Annotated in this window: 23 protein-coding genes; 8 read left to right on the forward strand and 15 right to left on the reverse strand. The window is 69.8% G+C overall.

From position 1 onward, the window contains the following. Nucleotides 1–99: 99 nt before the first annotated feature. Nucleotides 100–495: a DoxX family protein gene (locus ACFONC_RS12265; RefSeq protein WP_386744433.1), complete on the forward strand. Its 396-nt coding sequence runs from the start codon at nucleotides 100–102 to the stop codon at nucleotides 493–495. A 60-nt stretch (nucleotides 496–555) separates the two neighbouring features. Here ACFONC_RS12265 and ACFONC_RS12270 read toward each other — a convergent pair whose 3' ends face one another. From ACFONC_RS12270 to ACFONC_RS12280, 3 genes are all read right to left on the reverse strand, one after another. Beyond that, nucleotides 556–1,044, reverse strand: a complete 489-nt coding sequence (locus ACFONC_RS12270; RefSeq protein WP_386744435.1) for a DUF4426 domain-containing protein — start codon at nucleotides 1,042–1,044, stop codon at nucleotides 556–558. Next, a complete protein-coding gene (gene proC, locus ACFONC_RS12275) occupies nucleotides 1,037–1,918 on the reverse strand; it encodes a pyrroline-5-carboxylate reductase (protein WP_386744669.1) in 882 nt (293 codons plus the stop codon). The genes ACFONC_RS12270 and proC overlap by 8 nt, the downstream gene beginning before the upstream one ends. A gap of 114 nt (nucleotides 1,919–2,032) precedes the next feature. Next, nucleotides 2,033–2,752, reverse strand: coding sequence for a YggS family pyridoxal phosphate-dependent enzyme (locus ACFONC_RS12280; RefSeq protein WP_386744437.1), 720 nt, complete (start codon nucleotides 2,750–2,752; stop codon nucleotides 2,033–2,035). 99 nt (nucleotides 2,753–2,851) lie between these two features. On the opposite strand from ACFONC_RS12280, the gene ACFONC_RS12285 reads away from it, so the two are divergent. The 3 genes from ACFONC_RS12285 to ACFONC_RS12295 all read left to right on the forward strand — a co-directional run bounded on the left by ACFONC_RS12285 (nucleotide 2,852) and on the right by ACFONC_RS12295 (nucleotide 5,882). Next, nucleotides 2,852–3,889, forward strand: a complete 1,038-nt coding sequence (locus ACFONC_RS12285; protein ID WP_386744439.1) for a type IV pilus twitching motility protein PilT — start codon at nucleotides 2,852–2,854, stop codon at nucleotides 3,887–3,889. A 103-nt stretch (nucleotides 3,890–3,992) separates the two neighbouring features. Then, nucleotides 3,993–5,123, forward strand: coding sequence for a PilT/PilU family type 4a pilus ATPase (locus ACFONC_RS12290; protein WP_386744440.1), 1,131 nt, complete (start codon nucleotides 3,993–3,995; stop codon nucleotides 5,121–5,123). A gap of 132 nt (nucleotides 5,124–5,255) precedes the next feature. Then, a complete protein-coding gene (locus ACFONC_RS12295) occupies nucleotides 5,256–5,882 on the forward strand; it encodes a superoxide dismutase (protein ID WP_386744441.1) in 627 nt (208 codons plus the stop codon). 213 nt (nucleotides 5,883–6,095) lie between these two features. Here ACFONC_RS12295 and ACFONC_RS12300 read toward each other — a convergent pair whose 3' ends face one another. Next, a complete protein-coding gene (locus tag ACFONC_RS12300; RefSeq protein WP_386744443.1) occupies nucleotides 6,096–6,647 on the reverse strand; it encodes a DNA-3-methyladenine glycosylase I in 552 nt (183 codons plus the stop codon). 104 nt (nucleotides 6,648–6,751) lie between these two features. Here ACFONC_RS12300 and ACFONC_RS12305 point away from each other — a divergent pair, with 104 nt between their 5' ends. From ACFONC_RS12305 to ACFONC_RS12320, 4 genes are all read left to right on the forward strand, one after another. Then, the gene (locus tag ACFONC_RS12305) at nucleotides 6,752–7,210 is read left to right on the forward strand and encodes an FKBP-type peptidyl-prolyl cis-trans isomerase (RefSeq protein WP_386744445.1); all 459 of its coding nucleotides are present in this window, start codon (nucleotides 6,752–6,754) and stop codon (nucleotides 7,208–7,210) included. Nucleotides 7,211–7,251: 41 nt separating this feature from the next. Further along, on the forward strand, nucleotides 7,252–7,818 hold the full coding sequence (locus tag ACFONC_RS12310) for a YqgE/AlgH family protein (RefSeq protein WP_386744446.1): 567 nt from the start codon (nucleotides 7,252–7,254) through the stop codon (nucleotides 7,816–7,818). Then, on the forward strand, nucleotides 7,815–8,276 hold the full coding sequence (gene ruvX / locus ACFONC_RS12315; RefSeq protein WP_386744448.1) for a Holliday junction resolvase RuvX: 462 nt from the start codon (nucleotides 7,815–7,817) through the stop codon (nucleotides 8,274–8,276). The genes ACFONC_RS12310 and ruvX overlap by 4 nt, the downstream gene beginning before the upstream one ends. 107 nt (nucleotides 8,277–8,383) lie before the next feature. Beyond that, entirely contained in the window at nucleotides 8,384–9,313 is a 930-nt protein-coding gene (locus tag ACFONC_RS12320) for an aspartate carbamoyltransferase catalytic subunit (protein WP_386744450.1), read from the forward strand. Between the two features lie 186 nt (nucleotides 9,314–9,499). Here ACFONC_RS12320 and ACFONC_RS12325 read toward each other — a convergent pair whose 3' ends face one another. The 11 genes from ACFONC_RS12325 to ACFONC_RS12375 all read right to left on the reverse strand — a co-directional run bounded on the left by ACFONC_RS12325 (nucleotide 9,500) and on the right by ACFONC_RS12375 (nucleotide 20,988). Next, nucleotides 9,500–10,306, reverse strand: coding sequence for a carboxylesterase family protein (locus tag ACFONC_RS12325; RefSeq protein ID WP_386744451.1), 807 nt, complete (start codon nucleotides 10,304–10,306; stop codon nucleotides 9,500–9,502). A 36-nt stretch (nucleotides 10,307–10,342) separates the two neighbouring features. After that, nucleotides 10,343–11,704 carry a magnesium transporter gene (mgtE, locus tag ACFONC_RS12330; RefSeq protein WP_386744453.1) on the reverse strand — a complete coding sequence of 454 codons (1,362 nt, stop codon included), beginning with the start codon at nucleotides 11,702–11,704 and terminating at the stop codon, nucleotides 10,343–10,345. Nucleotides 11,705–11,891: 187 nt separating this feature from the next. After that, nucleotides 11,892–13,607: a phosphoenolpyruvate--protein phosphotransferase gene (ptsP, locus tag ACFONC_RS12335; RefSeq protein ID WP_386744455.1), complete on the reverse strand. Its 1,716-nt coding sequence runs from the start codon at nucleotides 13,605–13,607 to the stop codon at nucleotides 11,892–11,894. Between the two features lie 164 nt (nucleotides 13,608–13,771). After that, nucleotides 13,772–14,041 (reverse strand): HPr family phosphocarrier protein, encoded by a 270-nt coding sequence (locus ACFONC_RS12340; RefSeq protein ID WP_386744457.1) that lies wholly within the window; start codon nucleotides 14,039–14,041, stop codon nucleotides 13,772–13,774. Nucleotides 14,042–14,149: 108 nt separating this feature from the next. Beyond that, nucleotides 14,150–14,542, reverse strand: a complete 393-nt coding sequence (locus ACFONC_RS12345) for a PTS sugar transporter subunit IIA (RefSeq protein ID WP_386744459.1) — start codon at nucleotides 14,540–14,542, stop codon at nucleotides 14,150–14,152. A gap of 101 nt (nucleotides 14,543–14,643) precedes the next feature. After that, on the reverse strand, nucleotides 14,644–16,641 hold the full coding sequence (locus ACFONC_RS12350; protein WP_386744460.1) for a S1 family peptidase: 1,998 nt from the start codon (nucleotides 16,639–16,641) through the stop codon (nucleotides 14,644–14,646). Between the two features lie 130 nt (nucleotides 16,642–16,771). After that, complete coding sequence (gene rapZ, locus ACFONC_RS12355) at nucleotides 16,772–17,659, reverse strand: RNase adapter RapZ (RefSeq protein WP_386744462.1); 888 nt, start codon at nucleotides 17,657–17,659, stop codon at nucleotides 16,772–16,774. Next, complete coding sequence (hprK, locus tag ACFONC_RS12360) at nucleotides 17,656–18,615, reverse strand: HPr(Ser) kinase/phosphatase (RefSeq protein ID WP_386744464.1); 960 nt, start codon at nucleotides 18,613–18,615, stop codon at nucleotides 17,656–17,658. Before hprK ends, rapZ begins: the two co-directional genes overlap by 4 nt. Then, a complete protein-coding gene (locus ACFONC_RS12365; RefSeq protein ID WP_386744466.1) occupies nucleotides 18,615–19,088 on the reverse strand; it encodes a PTS sugar transporter subunit IIA in 474 nt (157 codons plus the stop codon). Before ACFONC_RS12365 ends, hprK begins: the two co-directional genes overlap by 1 nt. A gap of 22 nt (nucleotides 19,089–19,110) precedes the next feature. After that, nucleotides 19,111–19,440 carry a ribosome hibernation-promoting factor, HPF/YfiA family gene (gene hpf, locus ACFONC_RS12370; RefSeq protein ID WP_386744468.1) on the reverse strand — a complete coding sequence of 110 codons (330 nt, stop codon included), beginning with the start codon at nucleotides 19,438–19,440 and terminating at the stop codon, nucleotides 19,111–19,113. Between the two features lie 132 nt (nucleotides 19,441–19,572). After that, entirely contained in the window at nucleotides 19,573–20,988 is a 1,416-nt protein-coding gene (locus tag ACFONC_RS12375) for an RNA polymerase factor sigma-54 (protein ID WP_386744470.1), read from the reverse strand. Nucleotides 20,989–21,031: the final 43 nt, after the last annotated feature.

Genomic DNA, 21,031 nt, shown 5'->3' on the forward strand with positions numbered 1-21,031 from the left:
TGCGGCGGTTTGCGGGGTGGGCGCGTAGTGCGGAGGCGGCTCCCGGCTTGCGCAGGCATCTGCCATGATGCGGCCCACCAACCATCGGGGGACACGGCCATGAACCAGGCGGCAATGCAGGACTTCGGCAAGCTGGTGCTGCGTATCGCGCTCGGCGCGCTGATCCTGCTGCATGGCATCTCGAAGCTGAAGACCGGGCTCGGCCCGATCGAGGGCATGGTCGTCTCCTACGGCCTGCCCGGATTCTTCGCCTACGGCGCGCTGGTCGGCGAGGTGCTGGCGCCGCTGATGCTGCTGTTCGGCTTCTACGCGCGGATCGGCGCGGTCATCGTGGCGATCAACATGTTGTTCGCGTTTGGGCTGGCGCACATGGGCCAGCTGGGGCAGCTCAACGACCAGGGCGGCTGGGCGCTGGAGTTGCAGGGCATGTTCCTGTTCACCGCGATCGCGATCGCGCTGATCGGGCCGGGGCGGTACGCGATCAACCAGCGCTGAGCGTAGGTCGGGGCTACGCCCCCGACGCCCCGCGAACCGTCCACGCCCAAGTCCCACGCGTCAGCGCGGGAAGAAGTCGCGGTTGAAGCGCAGTTCCATCGCCGAGCCGCCTTCGGGCACCACTTGCACATCGAAGTGCAGCGTGTCCGGCGCGATCACGCGGGCGCTGCCGACGTAGTCGATGAATTCGCCGCTGCGCACTTCGCGCATCTCCAGCTGCTGGCGCTTGCCGAGCAGGTCGGAGGCCACGGCGGTGACGCGCGCGGGCAGGGCGGTTTCGCTGCCGCCGTTGTCGCGGCGTACGCCGACCAGCAGCATCACGGCGCCGTCGTCGCGTTCGATGCCGTACTGGCGCGCGACGGCCTCGCCGAGGCTCGCGGTGGGGATTGCATTGGCGCGCACGAGGACGTCGCCGACCTGCATGACGGCTTCCTGTTGCGCTTGCGCCTGTCCCTGGCTGCCGGCGGGGCCGGGCGCGCCGCTGCCGCAGCCGGCGAGCGCCAGGGCGAGCAGCATCGCGGCAAAGACGTGGGGCGCGCGGTCAGTCATTGGCCGCGGACAGTTGGCGGCCGCGCTCGGCGGCGTTGCCGATGGCCCGATCAACCAGTTCGCGCAGGCCGCCGGTTTCGAAGGTTTCGACCGCGGCGTGGGTGGTGCCGCCGGGCGAGGTGACGCGGCGGCGCAACTCGGCCGGGGCCTCGCCCGACTCCGTGAGCATGCGTGCCGCGCCCAGGATGGTCTGCAGCACCAGCTTGCGCGCCGCGTCGTCGGGCAGGCCCTGGCGGATGGCCGCGTCCTCCATCGCCTCGGCCAGCAGGAACACGTAGGCCGGGCCGCTGCCGGACGTGGCGGTGACCGCGTCCATCTTCGCCTCGTCCTCGATCCAGACCGTCTCGCCGGCGCTCGACAGCAGCGCCTGCGCCTGTTCGCGGCCGGCCGCGTCGACCGCGGGCGTGGCGAACAGGCCGGTGACGCCGGCGCCGAGCATGGCCGGGGTGTTGGGCATGCAGCGCACGATGGCCGGCGCGTCCGCGCCTTCGCCGCCGCCGAGCCAGCGCGCGATCTGCGCCGAGGTGATGCCGGCGGCGATCGACACCAGCACCGGCCGCTGTGCCCGCGCCAGCGGCGCCAGCGCCTCGCACACCTGGCGCAGAACCTGCGGCTTGACCGCCAGCACCCAGATCCCGGCGCCGTCCACGGCCTGCGCGCCGTCGGCGAAGGTGGCGACGCCGAAGTCGGCTTCCAGCGCCTGCCGCGCCGCGTCGGCCGGTTCGGCGACGCGGATCGAATCGCCGTCCACGCCGCGCGCGACCAGCCCGCCGATCAGGCTGCGGGCCATGTTGCCGCCGCCGATGAAGGCGGTGGAGCCGGGATTGGGGGTTGGGGATTGGGGATTGGGGGAAGCGGTCATCGGCAATCGGATACGGTGCGGGTGAACGGGGGATGGTAGGACATCGCCAGGACTGGCGCGGTTTTCGAGCGCCGCCAACATGGACGGAATCCGCTCTGCGAATCCCCAGTCCCCAGTCCCCAGCCCCTAATCCCTCCGTCCAAACAGCGCCGTCCCCACCCGCACCATCGTCGCGCCCTCGGCCACCGCCAGCTCGATGTCCTCGCTCATGCCCATCGACAGCGTGTCGACTTGCGGATGCTGCGTGGCCAGTGCGTCGAACAGCGCCTTCATGCGGATGAATGCCTCGCGCCGGCGTTCGAGGTCGGGGTGCGGTGCCGGGATCGCCATCAGCCCGCGCAGCAACAGCCGCGGTTGCGCGGCAATCGCGACGGCCAGCGCGGGCACCTGCCCCGGCGTGCAGCCGTGCTTGCCGGCTTCGTCGTCGATGTTCACCTGCACCAGCACGTTCAGCGGCGGCAGGCCGTCGGGCCGGTGGCGGGCAAGCGCCGCGACGAGCTTGTCGCGGTCCACCGTCTGCACCCAGTCGAACGCGGCCGCCGCCTCGCGGGCCTTGTTCGACTGCAGGTGGCCGATCAGGTGCCATTCCAGCGTTTTTCCTGGTGTCAGCGCCTGCTGTTTCGCCAGCGCTTCCTGGACGTAGTTCTCGCCGAATGCCGGGCCCGGCGCGACGGCGGTCACAGTCGTCCCGGATGCGGCGGCGGCGCGCAGGGCGGAGGCCATTTCCGCGACGGCCGTCGCAGGATGCGTCTTGGAGACCGCGAGCAGGCGCGGCACGGGGCGCCCCGCGTCGCGCGCTGCGGCGGCGAGGCGTTCGAGGACGGCGTTCAGGGCTTGCGCGTACATGCGGTTCCGGCGGGGGCGGGCTGGATTTCTGGCGCGGATCCGGGGCTATACTGCCGCGCAGGGGTTGTTCATTCCAGTCGCAGCGCCAGGGGAGCATGCATGGATATCGCCGAACTGTTGGCGTTCTCGGTCAAGAACAAGGCATCGGACCTGCATCTGTCGGCAGGCCTGCCGCCGATGATCCGCGTCGATGGCGACGTGCGCCGCATCAACATCCCGGCGCTGGACCACAAGCAGGTGCACGCGCTGGTGTACGACATCATGTCGGACAAGCAGCGCCGCGACTACGAGGAGTTCCTCGAGGTCGACTTCTCGTTCGAGATCGCCGGGCTGGCGCGCTTCCGCGTCAACGCGTTCAACCAGAACCGCGGCGCCGGCGCGGTGTTCCGCACGATTCCGTCCGAGGTGCTCACGCTCGAGGACCTGGCCACGCCGCGGATCTTCAAGGAGCTGATCGACCAGCCGCAGGGCCTGATCCTGGTCACCGGCCCGACCGGTTCGGGCAAGTCGACCACGCTTGCGGCGATGGTCGACCACGTCAACAAGAACGAATACGGGCACATCCTCACCATCGAGGACCCGATCGAATTCGTGCACACCGCGCAGAAGTGCCTGATCAACCAGCGCGAGGTGCACCGCGACACGCACGGCTTCAACGAGGCGCTGCGCTCGGCGCTGCGCGAGGACCCGGACTACATCCTGGTCGGCGAGCTGCGCGACCTGGAAACCATCCGCCTGGCGCTGACCGCCGCGGAAACCGGCCACCTGGTGTTCGGCACCCTGCATACCTCGAGCGCGGCCAAGACCATCGACCGCATCATCGACGTGTTCCCCGCCGGCGAGAAGCCGATGGTGCGCTCGATGCTGTCCGAAAGCTTGCGCGCAGTGATCTCGCAGGCGCTGCTGAAGAAGGTCGGCGGCGGCCGCACCGCGGCGTGGGAAATCATGGTCGGCATCCCCGCCATCCGCAACCTGATCCGCGAGGACAAGGTCGCGCAGATGTATTCGTCGATCCAGACCGGCCAGCAGCACGGCATGATGACCCTCGACCAGCACCTGCAGGACCTGGTCAAGCGCGGCCTGGTCACGCGCGCGCAGGCGAAGGATTATGCGAAGGACAAGCGGTTGTTCGAATAAACAGGGACTGGGATCTGGGGGCTGGGGACTGCACGCAGATCTTGTTTCCCAGGCCAGTCCCTAGTCCCCAGCCCCCGGCCCCTAACTCCGCAGGAGTTGCTCCATGAGCAGCATCGACTTCACCAGCTTCCTCAAACTGATGGCGCACCAGAAGGCGTCGGACCTGTTCATCACGGCCGGCATGCCGCCGTCGATCAAGGTGCACGGCAAGATCTCGCCGATCACCCAGAACCCGCTCACGCCGCAGCAGGCGCGCGACCTGGTGCTCAACGTGATGTCGCCGCCGCAGCGCGAGGAGTTCGAGCGCACCCACGAGTGCAACTTCGCCATCGGCGTGTCCGGCGTCGGCCGCTTCCGCGTGTCGTGCTTCTACCAGCGCAACCAGGTGGGCATGGTGCTGCGCCGGATCGAGACCAAGATCCCGTCGATCGAGGAGCTCAACCTGCCGCCGATCATCAAGACGCTGGCGATGACCAAGCGCGGCATCATCATCTTCGTCGGCGCGACGGGCACCGGTAAATCGACCTCGCTGGCGTCGATGATCGGCTACCGCAACGAGAACTCGACCGGCCACATCATCACCATCGAGGACCCGATCGAGTTCGTGCACAAGCACGCGGGTTGCATCATCACCCAGCGCGAGGTCGGCATCGACACCGACAGCTGGGAGAACGCGCTCAAGAACACCCTGCGCCAGGCGCCGGACGTGATCATGATCGGCGAGGTGCGCACCCGCGAAGGCATGGACCACGCCATCGCCTTCGCCGAAACCGGCCACCTGGTGCTGTGCACCCTGCACGCCAACAACGCCAACCAGGCGATGGACCGGATCATCAACTTCTTCCCCGAGGACCGTCGCGGCCAGCTGCTGATGGACCTGTCGTTGAACCTCAAGGGCGTGGTCGCCCAGCAGCTGATCCCGACGCCCGACGGCAAGGGCCGCCGGGTGGCGATGGAGATCCTGCTCGGCACGCCGCTGGTGCAGGACTACATCCGCGACGGCGAGGTCCACAAGCTCAAGGAAGTGATGAAGGAATCCACCAACCTGGGCATGAAGACCTTCGACCAGAGCCTGTTCGAGCTCTACCAGGCCGGCGAGATTTCCTACGAGGATGCGCTGCGCTACGCCGACTCGGCCAACGAAGTGCGCCTGCGCATCAAGCTCGCCCAGGGCGGCGACGCGCGCACCCTGTCGCAGGGGCTGGACGGGGTCGAAGTGGCCGAGGCGAACTGAGGCGACCGCGCCTGAAACAGTGTGTTACGACCGGATGACGGGAAAGGGCGCTGCGGCGCCCTTTCCTTTTCGTCTTCTTTACCCGATCCATAGGACAATGAAGCATTCGATTTCTACCGACAGGAGATTGACGTGGCCCATACCCTCCCCGAACTGCCCTACGCCTACGACGCGCTCGAGCCGCACATCGACGCGCAGACGATGGAGATCCACCACTCCAAGCACCACCAGGCCTACATCAACAACCTCGACAAGGCGATCGAGGGCACCGAGTACGCCGACAAGGCGGCCGAGGACCTGATCCGCGACCTCGACGCGCTGCCCGAGAAGATCCGCGGCGCGGTGCGCAACAACGGCGGCGGCCACGCCAACCACTCCCTGTTCTGGACCGTGATGTCGCCCAAGGGCGGCGGCGAGCCGGTCGGCGACGTCGCCAAGCACATCGACAGCGACCTGGGCGGCTTCGACAAGTTCAAGGAAGCCTTCACCCAGGCCGCGCTGACCCGTTTCGGCAGCGGCTGGGCGTGGCTGGGCGTCGACAAGTCCGGCAAGCTCTCGGTCGAGAGCAGCGCCAACCAGGACAGCCCGCTCATGAAGGGCATCGGCTCGGGCAACACCCCGATCCTTGGCCTGGACGTGTGGGAGCACGCCTACTACCTGAAGTACCAGAACCGCCGCCCGGACTACATCGGCGCGTTCTACAACGTGGTCGACTGGAACGAGGTCGAGCGCCGGTACCAGGAGGCGGTCAAGGGTTGATCCCGGTCGCGCGCGGGCTTGCCGCGCATCGTTGTTCGAGAAAGCCCGGCAGCGCCGGGCTTTTTCATGGCCGTCGCCGGCGTTGCCGTTGCTTGATGAACTCGGCCGCGCAGCGGGCGAAACGCCCTTGGTCCCTGTAGGGCGGGTCTTGACCCACCTGCTGCCGTGCCCCGCCTGCGGCCGTGCGTGCGGGATGGCGGGTCAAGACCCGCCCTACGCGGTGGCGGACTTGCGTGCCGCGGCGATGCGCTTGAGCGTCGGGCAGTCCGGCCGGTGCGCGCCCGGCAGGTAGCCCAGGCTCATCAGGAATTCGCCGGTGATCTCGCCGCCGGTGAACTTGAACGTGCGCTTGAACAGCTTCACCCACGAGGCCTTGTCGCGCCGCCGGCCGCCTTCGACGGCGTGGGCATCGAGCCACTGCGCGAAGCCGCCGTGCGAGTCGCGCAGGCCGCGGATCACGCCGGCGTTGTGGATCGCCGCGTCCACCTTCAGGCGGTTGCGGATGATCCCGGCGTCGGCCAGCAGGCGGGTGCGGTCGGGTTCGCCGTAGTCGGCGACCTTGTCGACATCGAAGCCGTCATAGGCACGGCGGAAGCCGTCGCGCTTGCGCAGGATCGTTTCCCAGCTCAGGCCGGCCTGGTTGATCTCCAGCAGCAGGCGCTCGAACAGGACGTTTTCGTCGCGCTGCGGGAAGCCGTATTCGTGGTCGTGGTAGGGCCCGTGCAGCGGGTGCCCGGGCGCGAAGTCGCAGTAGCTGGTGGCCATGGCGCCAGCTTAGCGAATGCGCGCGGCTGCGGCCGGCCCGGGGTTGCGCCCGGATTCGCCGCTGCGCGACCATGCAGGCATTCCCCGGATACGACAGGCTCATCATGGAAATCGCCGACCGGCGCGTCGCCACCATCCATTTCACGCTGCTCGGCCAGGACGGCGGGGAAGTCACCAGCACCCACGGCCACGATCCGCTGGTCTACCTGCACGGCACCGGCGGCATCGTGCGCGGGCTCGAGGAGGCGCTGAACGGGAAGAAGGCCGGCGACAGGTTCGAGGTCGAGGTCGCGCCCGAGCAGGGCTTCGGCAAGCGCTACGACGAGCTGGTGCAGAGCTTGCCGCGCAGCATGCTCGATTCCGCCACCGAGCCGCAGGTCGGGGCGAGGTTGAAGGCGCAGACCGCGCGCGGCCCGCTCGACGTGGTGGTGACCGCGGTCGACGCGGACACGGTCACGGTCGACGGCAACCATCCGCTGGCCGGACGGCCGTTCCGGGCCCGTGTCGAGGTCGTCGACGTGCGCCTGGCCACGCCCGAGGAGCTGCAGTTCGGGATCGGCTGAGGCGCGGCCCGCGCGTCATGCCGGCCCGGTAGAATGGCCCCATGCCCGCAACCCCCACATCGCTGGCCAACCAGCTGCTGGTCGCGCTGCCCTCGCTCGCGGACCCCAACTTCGCGCGCTCGGTGGCCTTGATCTGCCAGTACGACGAGGACGGCGCGATGGGCGTGGTGGTGAACCGGCCGTCGGAGTTCACCCTCGGCGACGTGTTCGAACAGATGGGCATCGAAACCGACGACGCCGCGCTGGCCGCGCAGCCGGTGCTCGCCGGCGGCCCGGTGCATGCCGAGCGCGGCTTCGTCCTGCATGACGGCGAGAAGGAGTGGGACTCCAGCCTGGTGATTGGCGAGGGGCTGTACGTCACCACGTCGCGCGACGTGCTCGAGGCGATGGCGCGCGGGGAGGGGCCGGCGCGTTCGGCAGTCGCCCTGGGTTGCGCCGGCTGGGGCGCGGGGCAGCTGGAGTACGAACTGACCGAGAACAGCTGGCTGACCGTGCCCGCCGATGCCGAACTGCTCTTCGCCACGCCGCTGGAATCGCGCTGGCAGGCGGCCGCCGGGCGCATCGGCGTCGACATGACGCGGATGGCCGACTACAGCGGCCACGCATGAGCACCGCGCAGATCAAGCCTGACGGCACCGTGCTCGGCTTCGACGTCGGCGCGCGCCGCATCGGGGTCGCGGTGGGCAGCGCGTTCGGCCACGGCGCGCGCGCGCTGGCGGTGATCGACGTCCACGGCGACCACGTCGACTGGCAGGCGATCGACCGCCTGCACGCCGAATGGCGGCCGGACGGGCTGGTGGTCGGCGATCCGATGACGCTCGACGGCGGTGACCAGCCGGTCCGCCAGCGTGCCCATGCGTTCGCGCGCGAACTGCAGGCGCGTTACGGGCTGCCGGTGGTGCTGATGGACGAGCGTTCGAGTTCGGTCGAAGCGGCGCAGCGGTTCGCGCTCGACCGGGCCGAAGGCCGGCGCCGGCGCCGCGACGCCGCGGCGCTGGACGCGGTGGCGGCGGCGGTGATCGTCGAACGCTGGTTCGCCGCGCCCGGCGACGCCACGGTCTTGTAGGAGCGCGCTCGGGCGCGACAGGGCTTTACCAGCAAAGCCTGTCGCGCCCGAGTGCGCTCCTGCAAGCGATGGATGATCGACACGGTTTTCTTGCACCTGGGCCATACATGACATCGCAACTCGACGCCAACGGCCGCCTGCGGCACCTGCTCGCGCTCGACGGCCTTCCACGCGACACCCTGGTCGCGCTGCTCGATCGCGCGCAGGCCTTCGTCGACGGCGAAACCGGCCGTCCGCTCGCCGGCACCGCGGTGTGCACGCTGTTCTTCGAGCCGTCCACGCGCACGCGGCTGAGCTTCCAGCGCGCCGCGCAGCGGCTCGGCGCGGACATCCTGAACTTCGACGCCTCGACCTCGTCCACCACCAAGGGCGAGACCGCGCTGGACACGCTGAAGAACATCGAGGCGATGGGCGTGCGCGGGTTCGTGGTGCGGCATTCGGCCGATGGCGCGGTGGCGGAGCTGGCCGCGGCGGCGGGGCAGGGCACCGCGCTGCTCAACGCCGGCGACGGGCGCAGCGCGCATCCGACCCAGGGACTGCTCGACATGCTGACGCTGCGCCAGGCCAGGGGCGCGGATTTCTCGCGGCTCAAGGTGCTGGTCGTCGGCGACATCCGCCATTCGCGCGTCGCCCGCTCCGACGTGCAGGCGCTGCGCACGCTGGGCGCAGGCGAGATCCGCGCCTGCGGCCCACGCTCGCTGCTGCCCGACGACGCCACGCTGGACGGTTGCGTGGTGACACACGATTTCGACGCCGCGCTCGAAGGCGTCGACGCGGTGATGATGCTGCGCCTGCAGCGCGAGCGCATGGCCGAAGGCCTGGTGTCGTCGCTCGACGACTACCACCGCGACTATGGCCTGACCGTCGAGCGCCTGCGACGCGCCGCGCCCGATGCGGTGGTGATGCATCCCGGGCCGATGAACCGCGGCGTGGAGATCGACAGCGACGTGGCCGACGGCCCGCAGTCGCTGGTGCTGCGCCAGGTCGCCAACGGCGTGGTGGTGCGGATGGCGGTGCTGGAGGCGTTGCTGGCGTAAGCGCCACCGCAGGCCGTAGGTCGGGGCTACGCCCCCGACGCCGCGCAGGCCGGGAGTCTCGGCGAGAAGCCGTCGGGGATGTAACCCCGACCTACGGCCTTTGGAAATCAATCGTAGGTCGGGGCTACGCCCCCTACGCTTCGCGCAACCCGGAATCGCGCCTGCCTCTGACCGCCATGCGTGGGCCTACCGGCGTTGCTGCGCGAACAGCCAGCGCCACAGCTCCGGCGTCCGTGCGTAGGCAGGATCCCAGGCGTTGTGGTTCGCGTCGGGGAACTCGGTGTAGCGGGCGTCGCGCGCATCTGCGTGGCGGAAGGCCGCGATCAGGCGGCGGTCATCGTCCGGTGGCACCACGTCGTCCTTCGCGCCGTGGAAAATCCACACCGGAACGTCGCGCAGCGTTTGCGCGATGGTGGCGTAGGGATCGGGATCGCCAGTTACCTGCGTGACGTACAGCGCGCGCTCGTCGCTGATCTGCCGCACGGCGCCGCAAACCGGCACCAGCGCGGCGAAGCGTTCCGGCTGCGCCAGCGCCAGTTCCCAGGTGCCGTACCCGCCCATCGACATGCCGGTGAGGTAGGTACGATCGCGGTCGCCGTTGAACTCGGCGGTTGCCGCGTCCAGCGCCGCGAAGGCGACGCCTGCGTTCGCGCCCTGCCATTCGCCGTTTTCCGGCACCTGCGGAAACACGACGATCGCCGGGAAGCTGCCTGCGTTGGCGCGCACGTAGGGGCCGAGGCCGGCGAGCGTGGGCTTGACCCCGTCGTCGCCGCGCTCGCCGGAGCCATGCAGGAACAGGATGACCGGCGGCGTCGCGCCGGCGGTGGGCGAGGGCACGAATACCTGGTAGCGATGCGTCTGGCCGTCGACGACGACCTCGCGCTGCACGAATCCGGGCTCGCGCTGCGCTATGTCCCCGCTCGGAAGCGATGCGCAGGCGGAAAGCCCGATCGCGGCCACGGTGGACAGCAGTGTTGTTCGTCGCATTGCCATGCTCCATGGAAGTGCCTGCGCACGAAGCCTGGCGCTTCAGCGCAGGAGGATCAGCGTCGCAAGGCCGAGGAAGCTCAGGAAGCCCATCACGTCGGTGATCGTGGTCAGGATCACGCCGCCGGCCAGCGCCGGGTCGAAGCCCATGCGCTTGAGCGCGAGCGGCACCAGTACGCCGCCGAGCGCAGCCGAGGACAGGTTGATGGTCAGGGCCGAGGCGATCACCAGTGACAGCGGGACATCGCGGTACCAGACCCATACGATCAGGCCGAGCCCGGTGCCCAGCGTGAGCCCGTTCATCAGCGCCACACGCACTTCCTTCCACAGCAGCGTGCGTGCGTTGGAACTGCCGATCTGGCCCAGGGCAAGGCCGCGCACCATCAGCGTCAGCACCTGGGTGCCGGCGTTGCCGCCCATGCCGGCGACGATCGGCATCAGCACCGCCAGCGCGACGATCTGCTGGATCGTGCCCTCGAAGCGGCCGACCACGCTGGCGGCGAGGAACGCGGTGCACAGGTTCACGCCCAGCCAGATGACGCGGCGCCGGAACGCGCGCGGCACCGGGCTGAACATGTCCTCGTCCTCGTCCAGGCCGGCGGCGCTCAGCGCCTGGTGCTCGGCCTGGTCGCGGATGATGTCGACCACGTCGTCGATGGTGATGCGGCCGAGCAGGATGTTGCCGTCGTCGACCACCGGCGCGCTGATCCAGTCATGGTCGGAGAACTGGCGCGCGACCTCGTCGGCCGGCTCCTGCACGTCGATCGCCGGCTGTTCGTCGTCGATCAGCTGGTTGATCGGCGTGTTGGCCTCGTGGGTCAGCAGCACCTGCAGCGCGATCCGGCCCAGGTACTGGTGGCGGCGGCTGACGACGTAGAGATGGTCGGTGTGCTCGGGCAGCTCGCCGCGCAGGCGCAGGTAGCGCAGCACCACGTCGACGGTGGTGTCGGCGCGCACCGTCACCACGTCGGGGTTCATCAGGCGGCCGGCGGTGTCCTCCTGGTAGGACAGGACCTGCTCGAGGCGCTCGCGGTTCTCGCGGTCCATCGACTTGAGGACTTCGTCGATGACCGTGTCGGGCAGGTCCTCGACCAGGTCGGCCAGGTCATCGATGTCGAGGTCTTCGACCGCGGCGACGATCTCGTCCGGATCCATGTCCGCGAGCAGGCTTTCGCGCACCTCGTCGCCGACGTGGACCAGCACCTCGCCGTCGTCCTCGGCATCCACCAGCCCCCACACCACCTGGCGCTTGGCCGGCGGCAGCGATTCGAGCAGGTTGCCGATCTCGGCCGGGGCGAGGGTGTTGACCAGCCGCCGCACGGGGCCGAGGCGACCGCTGTCGAGTGCGTCCGAAAGCAGACGCAGCTGGCGCGCGGTCTTGTCGTGGCGGACGGCTTCGGCCATGCAGTACTTCCGTGGCGGCGTCGCGACACAGCGCGCGACAGGGATCAGGCGTTCATGCGCGCATTATCGCCCGCGGCGGCAGGTCTGCCCACCCTGTGGGAACGGCGTAGGTCGGGGCTACGTCCCCGACGGCTTTTCCATGCATTGATGATCGGACGGCAGAAGCCGTCGGGGACGTAGCCCCGACCTACGGCGTGTTGGCGTGCAGCCACTTCTCGATGCCGGCGCGGTCACGTGCGCGCAGCAGGGCTGGGGCGCGTGCGCGCAAGGTGCCGAGGTCGCAGGCGCGGATCGCGTGGCGCAGTTCGAGCAGGGTGCCCGGATGCAGGCTGAACTCTTCCAGCCCCAGGGCCAGCAGCAGCGGCGCGAAGCGGGCGTCGCCGGCCATCTCGCCGCACACGGCCAGCGGTTTGGCGCGGCGGCGGGCGATGCGGATCACGTTCTCGAGCATCCGCAGCACGGCCGGGTGCAGCGGCGTGTACAACTCGCCGAGGGCTTCGTTGTTGCGGTCGGCGGCGAGCAGGTACTGGATCAGGTCGTTGGTGCCGACCGAGAGGAAGTCGACCGCGTCGATGAAGCCGGGCAGCGCGATCGCCGCCGCCGGCACCTCGATCATCGCCCCGAGCGGGATGTGCTCGGCGATCTCGTGGCCTTCGCTGGCCAGGTCGCGGCGCACGCGCTTGAGCAGGGCCGCGACCGCGGTGATTTCATCGCGGCTGGCGACCATCGGCACCAGCACGCGGATCGGGCCGTACCCGGATGCGCGCACGATCGCCCGCATCTGGGTCTCGAAGATGCCCGCGCGCGCCAGCGACAGGCGCACGCCGCGCAGGCCGAGCGCGGGGTTGGGCTCGTCGCTCAGCGCCAATCCCGTGCGATCGGCCTTGTCGGCGCCGATGTCCAGGGTGCGGATCGTCACCGTGCGCCCGGTCATGCCGAGGGCGACGTCGCGGTAGGCGCGGAACTGTAATTCCTCGTCGGGCAGGGTTTCGCCCATGAACAGGAATTCGGTGCGGTACAGGCCGATGCCGGCGGCGCCCAGCGCGTGCGCTTCGGCGACGTCCTCGCGTGATTCGGCGTTGGCGAAGATGCGGATGTCGACGCCGTCCAGGGTGCGCGATGGTTCGCGACGCAGCCGGTGCAATTGCTTGCGCTCGCGCTTCTCGTCGCGCACGCGGGCGCGGTACCCGCGCAGGTCGGCCGCGTTGGGCTCGATGACCACGGCGCCACCGCTGCCGTCGACCGCCAGCACGTCGCCGTCGTTGACCAGCTGCAGCGCCTGCGCCGCGCCCACCACCAGCGGCAGGTGCAGGCTGCGCGCCAGGATCGCGCTGTGCGAGAGCGCGCTGCCGCCGGTGGTGACGATGGCGACCACGCCCTGCGACTGCAGCTGGGCCAGCTCGGACGGGGCCACGTTGTCGGTGACCAGGACTTCGCCGGCCACGCCGTGCACGTCGGCGTCGCGCTTGTGCAGGGCCGCGTGCAGGCGGCCGATGACGTGGTCGATGTCGTCGATCCGGTTGCGGAAGTAGGCGTCGTCCATGCCGGCGAACACTGCCGCCAGCCGGTCGCGTTGCAGCCGCAGGGCGTAGTTGGCGCCGTACAGCCCCTTGCGGATCAGGTCCTCGATGCCGTGCAGCAGCTCGGGATCGTCGAGCAGCAGCGAGTGCATGTCGATGAACTCGCCGACCTCGTGCGCAAGCGCGCCGTGCAGGCGGTCGCGCAGCGCCAGCATTTCGGCACGCACGACGTCGACCGCTGCGTGCAGGCGCGCCAGTTCGGCATCGACGGCGGCTGCGTCGATGCGGTCCTCCGCCACGTCCAGCACGTGCGGCAGGCGGAGGCGCGCCCGTCCCAGCGCGTTGCCCCGGGAGGCGCCGTGGCCGGACAGGACGTGCCGCATCTAGCCGGCCATCCCGGGCGGGTGCCGGAATCGCGGAGTTTCCGCCGCCGGTCGCGCGTTGTTGGTCGTCGCCATGGTGCCGCCGTGCCTCCTGCCTGCGCCTGGTCCGGGAGCCGGACCGGCGCGGTTTCGATGATCCATCCGTGCCGCCCGTGGGCGGCCGCCTAGCTTTCCTCGTCGAAGCGCCGTTCGAACAGCGCGACGAGCGCATCGACCGCCGCCGCCTCGTCCTCGCCTTCGACCCGCAGCATCACCGGCGTGCCGTGCCCGGCGGCCAGCAGCATCACCCCCATGATGCTCTTGGCGTTGACCTCGCGACCCTTGGCGGTGAGCGTGGCGTTGCAGCGGTACGGTGCCAGCGTCTGCACCAGCTTGGCGGTGGCGCGGGCATGCAGGCCGAGCTTGTTGGCGATGAGCAGTTCGCGTTCGATCATGGCGGGGTCTCCGCTGCCACGGCCTGCTGGCGCGGCAGCGCGGGGGAAGAGGGGCGTCGGCGGCGCGGGGTCGGGGGCGCCCACGTCGACGATGGCGGGTGCATCGGCTCAGGCATCGTCGATCACCACGCCGTTGCGCGCGCCGGCGGTCGCCACCGCGGGCAGTTCGTCGAGCGTGAGCTCGGGGTAGTTGAGCACCCGAAGCAACATTGGCAGGTTCAGCGCCGAGACGCGCCGGACCGGCGTGCCCAGGTGGGCAAGCTTCCCGGCCAGGTTGCTGGGCGTGGCGCCGTACAGGTCGGTCAACACCAGCGCGCCGTTGCCCGAATCCACCTTGCGCAGCGCGGCGCTGGCCTGCGGGAGCAGGGCGTCGGGGTCACCGTCGAACGGCACCTCGAACGCCTCGACCTTCAGCGGCAGGTTGCGCAGCAGCGACGACGCGACGGCGACCAGCGCGCTGCCGATGCCGGGATGGGTGACGAGGAGGATGCCGACGGCCATGCGGTCAAACTTAGCAGACCGGGGTGAGGGGCCGGAAGCGCGGACGGGCTTGCCTGCCGCGCCGGCGCAGGCGCCGCCGGGATCCCGGCGGCGCGCGGCCTTCAGTGTTCGTGGACCTCGATCCCGTCCAGCAGCAGGTCGACCCCGGCCTTCATCGCCTCCTGCGACTGCTTGCCTTCCTGCACGTAATGCGCGGTGTACAGCACGCCGGGGCCGCTCGCCGCGGGCGCGTCGACGACGGCGGTGATCCGGGTCCTGTCTTCCGCGTCGCGCGCGATGGCGTTGTAGGGATGGCGGCGACCGAGCACGCGATCCCAATCGTTGCGATCCTCGTCACCCATCGAGGCGGCGGGCTCCTGTTCGCGCACGACCATGATGTAGTTGGGATCGTTTGCCCTCGCCGACATCCACAGCTCTCCCACGTCCCACGTCACCTTGCCGCCGTCGCGGAAGAACGCGAAGCCCAGCGTCAGCACGCTGTCGGGCTCGATCGGCTGCAGCCCGGGCGTGGTTGCCACGTCCAGGCGCGGGGAGGCGTAGCGGAAGCGCTTGCCGTATTCGAAATCGATGTCGATGTCCGCCAGCGCGGCGGGGTGCAGCTTGCCGTGCCCCAGGTAGTCGCGCCACTGCGCCAGCGTGCCGTCGTAGTTGACGTAGATGAAGTCCGCCAGGGCCTTGGCGTTGATGAGTTGGTCGTACGCCTGCACCGAAGTGCCGAAGCGCACCAGCCCGACATAGCCGTTCGGCACCGGCAGCGCGAGCACCACCAGCCGCGAGTTGGCGTAGGCCAGCGGCCACTCCCAGACCTGCCAGCGGCGGCCCCATGCGTCGGTGTGGGCCGTGTCCAGGACCGGCTTGCCCAGCGAGGTCACCATGACGTTGTCGCTGCCCACGGGGCGCTTGATGAATCCCGATTTCAGCAGCAGGTCCATCGCCACCGCGGGGTCCGAGTAAAGCGCGTCGGCGGGAATGTCGTCGGGCCTGCGCAGGTGGAACAGCATGCTCCTGCCGAAGGCGCCGGAGGACAGGTAGCCGTTGGCGGACAGGCGCAGCGTGCCGTTCTCGTTGCCGGCGAGCACCCAGGCGCCGTTGCTGTTGCGTGCGATCACCTTGGGGAAGTCGCCCATGTCGGCGATCTCGTGCAGCAGCCGGGTCGAGCCCTCGCCGTTGGGAAACAGCCGCTCGCGCTGCTGCTCCAGCAAGGCCGCCAGCTGGCTGTCGAAATAGGCGCCGGAGCGCTGCATGACCGTGTCGAAGAACGCATCCAGCGGCAGCGGCAGCGCGAACCGCTCCTTGAGCGTGCCGCTGAGCGTGCTGTCGAAGACGTCGAACTGGTAGCCCGTGCGCACGTCGATGTCGGCCACGCCCTCGGGCGCGTCCATCAGCAGGCCGATGGGCAGGGCGTAGTTGAGGTTCTCGTTGGGCGACTTGGCCATCACCACGCCGATCACCTTGCCGTCCTGGTCCAGCAGCGGGCCGCCGCTGTTGCCGGGGGAGGCCGCCGCGGAAAAGCGCACCCAGTTCCAGCGACCGTCCTGCTGCTCCGGCGTGTCGGAGGTATAGAGCCCGTCGCGCAGCACCACGCCGGTGCCGTAGGCATTGCCGACCGAGTACACGGTCTGGCCCGCGGTTGCGCCGGTGTTGATTTCCAGCACGCCGGAACCGGGCTGCTCGGCCAGGGTGAAGACCACGAAATCCTGCTGCATCGAGAACTTGACGACCTTGTCGATGGCATAGACCTCGCCGCCGTTGTCGCGCAGCGCTGGAGGTCCCCAGAGGCTGTTGGCGCCGGCCATCAGGACGTGGGCCGCGGTGACGTAGCGTCCGTCCCCGATCGAGAAGGCGGTGCCGATCGAGTAGTACTTGTCGTTGCGCTGCTGGAAGGGCAGCAGGTCGAGCGGCAGCGGTTTCTCGTAGGTCAGCGGGTCGTCCACGGGCTTGGCGGCGACGACTTCGAACGTGGCCGCCTGGATCGCGGGCAGGCGCTCGGGCGCGAGGCTCGCGGCGGGCGAGGCGCCGGCGAACGCCATGCCGGCGATGAGGACCAGATGCGCAAACCAAGCCCGTCCGGCGAGCGCGCCGGAAATGCCCTGAGTCATGGATTTCCCCCTGTCGATGGATGCCGCGCCGCCCCGGACGGAGCGATGCGTGCCGCGGGCATGGTCGCACGAACCGGCCGATGGGGGCAGCCGTGGCCGTTCGGCCTCATCGAGGTGCCGCGGGTTCGGGTCAGTCGAGCTCGCGGTGGTAGGTGGCCACGTCCGGCCAGCCCTGGTCGCGCGCGTGCGCGGCGAAGGCCTCGGCCAGGTAGACCGAGCGGTGGCGGCCGCCGGTGCAGCCGAAGGCCACGGTGACGTAGCTGCGCGTATCGGTTTTCAGGCGCGGCAGCCAGTGGTCGAGGAAGCCGCTGACCTGGGCCACGTAGTCGCGGACGTCCGGCTGCGCATCGAGGTATTCGGCCACGTCGCGGTCGCGCCCGGACAGCGGCCGCAGCCTCGGGTCCCAGTGCGGGTTGGGCAGCACGCGCGCGTCGAACACGAAGTCCGCGTCGGCCGGCACGCCGCGGCGGTAGGCGAACGATTCGAACAGCAGCGACAGCGAGGTGTCCAAGTCCAGGTTGAGGTCGGTGGTGACCCGGCGGCGAAGCTGGTGGACGTTGAGGTCGCTGGTGTCGATGGTCACGTCTGCCAGCGCGCGCAGCGGCTTGAGCACCTGGCGCTCGAGCGCGATCGCGTCGGCCAGCGCCAGGCCCAGGTGGCTGAGCGGGTGCCGGCGGCGGGTGTCGGCGTAGCGCTTGAGCAGGACCGCGTCGCTGGTGTCGAAGAACACCAGCTTGGGGTCCAGCCCCATCGCGCCGACTTCCGACAGCCATTCGGGCAGGCTGGCCAGGTCGCCGTGGCGGTTGCGCACGTCGATGCCGACCGCCAGCTTGCGCGGCGCGCTGTCGCCTTCGGTGACGCTGCGCACGAAGCTGCCCAGCAGTTCGGCCGGCAGGTTGTCGACGCAATAGAAGCCGAGGTCCTCGAAGGTCTTCAGCGCCACCGACTTGCCGCTGCCCGACAGCCCGCTGACGACCAGCAGGAGGGGCTTGCCGTCGTTTTCCGTCGCCTCGCTCATGGCGTCCCGCGCTCCAGGAAGTGGGAATGCCGGGCCATGAACGCCGCCGCCGGGTCGACGCCCTTCGCGCGCAGGATGTGCATGCGCGTGGCCGCCTCGGTCAGCACCGCCAGGTTGCGGCCCGGCATCACTTCCAGGGTGATCAGCGGTACGTCCAGGTCCAGTACGCGGCGCTGGCCGAGGTCGCCGGTCAGGCGCTCCATGCCGTCGCCGCTGGCCGGTTGCGGTTCCAGTTGCGGCCGCGTGAGGTGGACGACCAGGCGCAGGTACTTGTTCCGCTTCACCGCGGTGTCGCCGAACATCTCGCGGATGTTGAGCACGCCCAGGCCGCGCAGCTCCAGCAGGTCCTGCAGCAATTCAGGGCAGGTGCCGTCGAGTACGTCCGGCGCGATCTGGGTGAACTCCGGCGCGTCGTCGGCGACCAGGCGGTGGCCGCGCGAGAGCAGCTCGAGCGCCAGTTCGCTCTTGCCCGAGCCGGACTCCCCGGTGATCAACACGCCGATCGAATAGATCTCCATGAACACCCCGTGCAGGGTCACCCGCGGCGCCAGCTTGCGCGCCAGGTGGTACTGCAGGTGGTTGAGCAGTTCATGGCCGCGGCGCGGCGAACCCCACAGCGGCGTGCCCGATTCCTCGGCCGCTTCCACCAGGTCGTCGGGGCAGCGCTGGTCCTTGCTGATCACCATCGCCAGCGGCCGGTAGCGCATCAGCCGCTCGATGATTTCCCAGCGCTGGCGCGAGTCGAGCGAGTCCAGCCAGGACAGCTCCTCGGTGCCGAGGATCTGCACCTTGTTCGGATAGATGGTGTTGAGGTAGCCGGCCAGCGACGGCCGGCGGGCCACCGTGTCGACCGCCTCGAGCACCCGCGATTCGCCCTGCTGGCCGCCGATCCAGTGCAGCCCCAGGCGCTCGCGCATCTGTTCGAACAGGTCGGCGGCTGTGATGCTGGCGTTCATCACGGCCTGACCGTCATCGTCGGCAGCGGCTTGCCGAACAACCGGCTGCGCAGCGCATCGAGGTCGGGGGCATCGCGCAGCGCGTCGCGGAAACCGTCGCTGGAGAAGCGTTCGGCCAGTTCCGACAGGATCTCCAGGTACTGCTGCGACGAGTGCTCCGGCACGCTCATCGCGAACACCAGGTCGACCGGCGCATGGTCGCGGGCGCCGAAATCGATCGGGTGTTCGAGCCTCAGGAACGCGCCACGCGCGGTGGAAAAGGCGTTGCTGCGGGCGTGCGGGATGGCCACGCCATGGCCGATCGCGGTGCTGCCCAGCGATTCTCGCTCGCGCAGCGCGGCGCCGATGGCGGCGGTCATGGCCGGCGAGGCGTCCGTGAGCAGGCGCGCGGCGGCGTCGAGGACCCGGTCGCGGTCGCCCGGTTCGGTCAGCATCACGATGCGCTCGGCGGTGAGCAGGTCGGCAAGCGGCATGGGACCGGACCGGGCGGATGGGTCAGGTGAATTCGCCGCTGCGCGCGATGCTCTCGCCGCGGCGGTAGTTGTCCACCATCTTCTGCTTGTGCTTGAGCAGCAGCCGGTCGAGCTTGTCGGCCAGCAGGTCGATCGCTGCGTACATGTCGACGGCGCTGGCGTCGGCGTGGAGGATCTGGCCGGAGAGGTTGATCGTCGCCTCCGCGCGGTGGTTGGGCTTGTCGAGGCCGAGCTGGGTGCGGATCTCGAAGGGCTGATCGAAATGCCGCGACAGGCGCTCGAACTTGCTCTCGACATAGTCGCGCAGGGCCGCGGTCACCTTGATCTCATGGCCGTGGATATCGATACGCATTCGCCACCTCCTGGATTTTCCGGCGGATCGTGCCGGGTACCCCAGCATCGCCCGAACGATGCATTCAAGGGATAAAAACAGGTTAACCCAGCGTGCCGGCGGCGGGAAGGTTCAGGCTGCGCCCCGCGGCGCTCAGGCGACCCGGATGCGCTCGTGCGAGGAGGGGATGTTGAGCAGTTCGCGGTACTTGGCCACCGTGCGCCGCGCCACCGGGACGCCCGCGGTCTTCAGGGTCTCGGCCAGGCGCGCGTCCGACAGCGGCTTGCGCGGGTTTTCGGCCTCGATCAGGCGCTTGATCATTTCCTGGATGGCGATGCTCGACGCCTCGCCGCCGCCCTCGGTGCCGATGCCCGAGGCGAAGAAGGCGCGCAGCGGGATCGTCCCGCGCGGCGTGCGCACGTATTTGCGCGAGATCGCGCGGGAGATCGTCGATTCGTGCAGCCCGACCTCGGCCGCCACCTCGCGCAGGGTCAGCGGACGCAGGGCCTGGGGGCCGAACTCCAGGAACCCGGACTGCTGCCGGACCAGGCACTGCACCACCTTGAGCAGGGTTTCGCCGCGCTGGGCCAGGTTCTTGAGCAGCCAGCGCGCCTCCTGCAGGCGGCCGCGCAGGTAGCCGGCGTCGCTGGCGCCGGCGTGCCCGATCATCTGCTCGTAGCCGCGGTGGATGGTCAGCCGCGGCAGGCGCTCGTTGGCCAGCGCCACGCGCCACATGCCCTGCTGGCGCGTGATCACGCAGTCGGGCGTGACGTAGGTGTTGGCCGGCAGGTCGCCGATCTGCGCGCCGGGGCGCGGGTCGAGCGAGCGCAGCAGCGCCAGTGCCTGTTCGGCCTGCTCCAGGTCGCAGCCGAGCTCGGTGGCGACGCCTTCGATGCCGATCCTGGGCAGCCGGTCGATGTGGTCGACGGCGATGCGCCGCGCCAGCGTGCGCCCGGGGGTGTCGTCGGGCAGGTTGTCGAGCTGCAGCACCAGGCATTCGCCCAGGTCGCGCGCGCCCACGCCGACCGGGTCCAGGCGCTGGACCTGGTGCAGCACGGGCAGCACCTCGTCCGCGGTGCACTGGATCTCCGGCAGCAGCGATTGGGCGATCGCATCGAGCGGTTCGCGCAGGTAGCCGTCGTCGTCGATCGCGTCGATCAGCATCAGGCCGATGCGGCGGTCGCGCTCGGACATCTGGGTCAGGTGCAGCTGCCACGACAGGTGGTCCTGGAGGGAGTCGGTCTGCACCATGCGCTCGGCGGCATCGCCGTCGTCGTCGCCGCTCCAGCCGCGCGACTCCTGCCACGCCTCGCCGGCGGGGTTCCAGTCGTCTTCGCGGAATTCGGCGTCCTTCGCGTCGCCCTCGCCGGCGTCCTTCGCCTCGCCGCTGCCGTCGGTCACCTGCAGCGGCTCGGATTCGTCCCAGTCCAGCAGCGGGTTGCTCTCGACCGCGTCGTTGATCTCGGCCTCGAGCTCCAGCGCCGAAAGCTGCAGCAGGTGCAGCGCCTGGCGCAGCTGCGGCGTCAGGACGAGCTGTTGGCCCAGCGATGTCTGGAGGCGTGGTTTCATCTTCCCCTGCAGCGCTCCCCGCGCGACCGTGGCAAAACGGCGT

Origin of the sequence: Luteimonas soli (assembly GCF_042648865.1) — a bacterium.
GTDB lineage: Bacteria > Pseudomonadota > Gammaproteobacteria > Xanthomonadales > Xanthomonadaceae > Luteimonas > Luteimonas soli.

Excerpts from the sequence above, each read along its gene's own strand:
- ACFONC_RS12265 (WP_386744433.1), top strand. The coding sequence starts at position 100 with ATGAACCAGGCGGCAATGCAGGACTTCGGCAAGCTGGTGCTGCGTATC.
- ACFONC_RS12270 (WP_386744435.1), bottom strand. The coding sequence starts at position 1,044 with ATGACTGACCGCGCGCCCCACGTCTTTGCCGCGATGCTGCTCGCCCTG.
- ACFONC_RS12280 (WP_386744437.1), bottom strand. The coding sequence starts at position 2,752 with ATGTACGCGCAAGCCCTGAACGCCGTCCTCGAACGCCTCGCCGCCGCA.
- ACFONC_RS12285 (WP_386744439.1), top strand. The coding sequence starts at position 2,852 with ATGGATATCGCCGAACTGTTGGCGTTCTCGGTCAAGAACAAGGCATCG.
- ACFONC_RS12290 (WP_386744440.1), top strand. The coding sequence starts at position 3,993 with ATGAGCAGCATCGACTTCACCAGCTTCCTCAAACTGATGGCGCACCAG.
- ACFONC_RS12300 (WP_386744443.1), bottom strand. The coding sequence starts at position 6,647 with ATGGCCACCAGCTACTGCGACTTCGCGCCCGGGCACCCGCTGCACGGG.
- ACFONC_RS12305 (WP_386744445.1), top strand. The coding sequence starts at position 6,752 with ATGGAAATCGCCGACCGGCGCGTCGCCACCATCCATTTCACGCTGCTC.
- ACFONC_RS12310 (WP_386744446.1), top strand. The coding sequence starts at position 7,252 with ATGCCCGCAACCCCCACATCGCTGGCCAACCAGCTGCTGGTCGCGCTG.
- ruvX (WP_386744448.1), top strand. The coding sequence starts at position 7,815 with ATGAGCACCGCGCAGATCAAGCCTGACGGCACCGTGCTCGGCTTCGAC.
- ACFONC_RS12320 (WP_386744450.1), top strand. The coding sequence starts at position 8,384 with ATGACATCGCAACTCGACGCCAACGGCCGCCTGCGGCACCTGCTCGCG.
- ACFONC_RS12325 (WP_386744451.1), bottom strand. The coding sequence starts at position 10,306 with ATGGCAATGCGACGAACAACACTGCTGTCCACCGTGGCCGCGATCGGG.
- mgtE (WP_386744453.1), bottom strand. The coding sequence starts at position 11,704 with ATGGCCGAAGCCGTCCGCCACGACAAGACCGCGCGCCAGCTGCGTCTG.
- ptsP (WP_386744455.1), bottom strand. The coding sequence starts at position 13,607 with ATGCGGCACGTCCTGTCCGGCCACGGCGCCTCCCGGGGCAACGCGCTG.
- ACFONC_RS12340 (WP_386744457.1), bottom strand. The coding sequence starts at position 14,041 with ATGATCGAACGCGAACTGCTCATCGCCAACAAGCTCGGCCTGCATGCC.
- ACFONC_RS12345 (WP_386744459.1), bottom strand. The coding sequence starts at position 14,542 with ATGGCCGTCGGCATCCTCCTCGTCACCCATCCCGGCATCGGCAGCGCG.
- ACFONC_RS12350 (WP_386744460.1), bottom strand. The coding sequence starts at position 16,641 with ATGACTCAGGGCATTTCCGGCGCGCTCGCCGGACGGGCTTGGTTTGCG.
- rapZ (WP_386744462.1), bottom strand. The coding sequence starts at position 17,659 with ATGAGCGAGGCGACGGAAAACGACGGCAAGCCCCTCCTGCTGGTCGTC.
- hprK (WP_386744464.1), bottom strand. The coding sequence starts at position 18,615 with ATGAACGCCAGCATCACAGCCGCCGACCTGTTCGAACAGATGCGCGAG.
- ACFONC_RS12365 (WP_386744466.1), bottom strand. The coding sequence starts at position 19,088 with ATGCCGCTTGCCGACCTGCTCACCGCCGAGCGCATCGTGATGCTGACC.
- hpf (WP_386744468.1), bottom strand. The coding sequence starts at position 19,440 with ATGCGTATCGATATCCACGGCCATGAGATCAAGGTGACCGCGGCCCTG.
- ACFONC_RS12375 (WP_386744470.1), bottom strand. The coding sequence starts at position 20,988 with ATGAAACCACGCCTCCAGACATCGCTGGGCCAACAGCTCGTCCTGACG.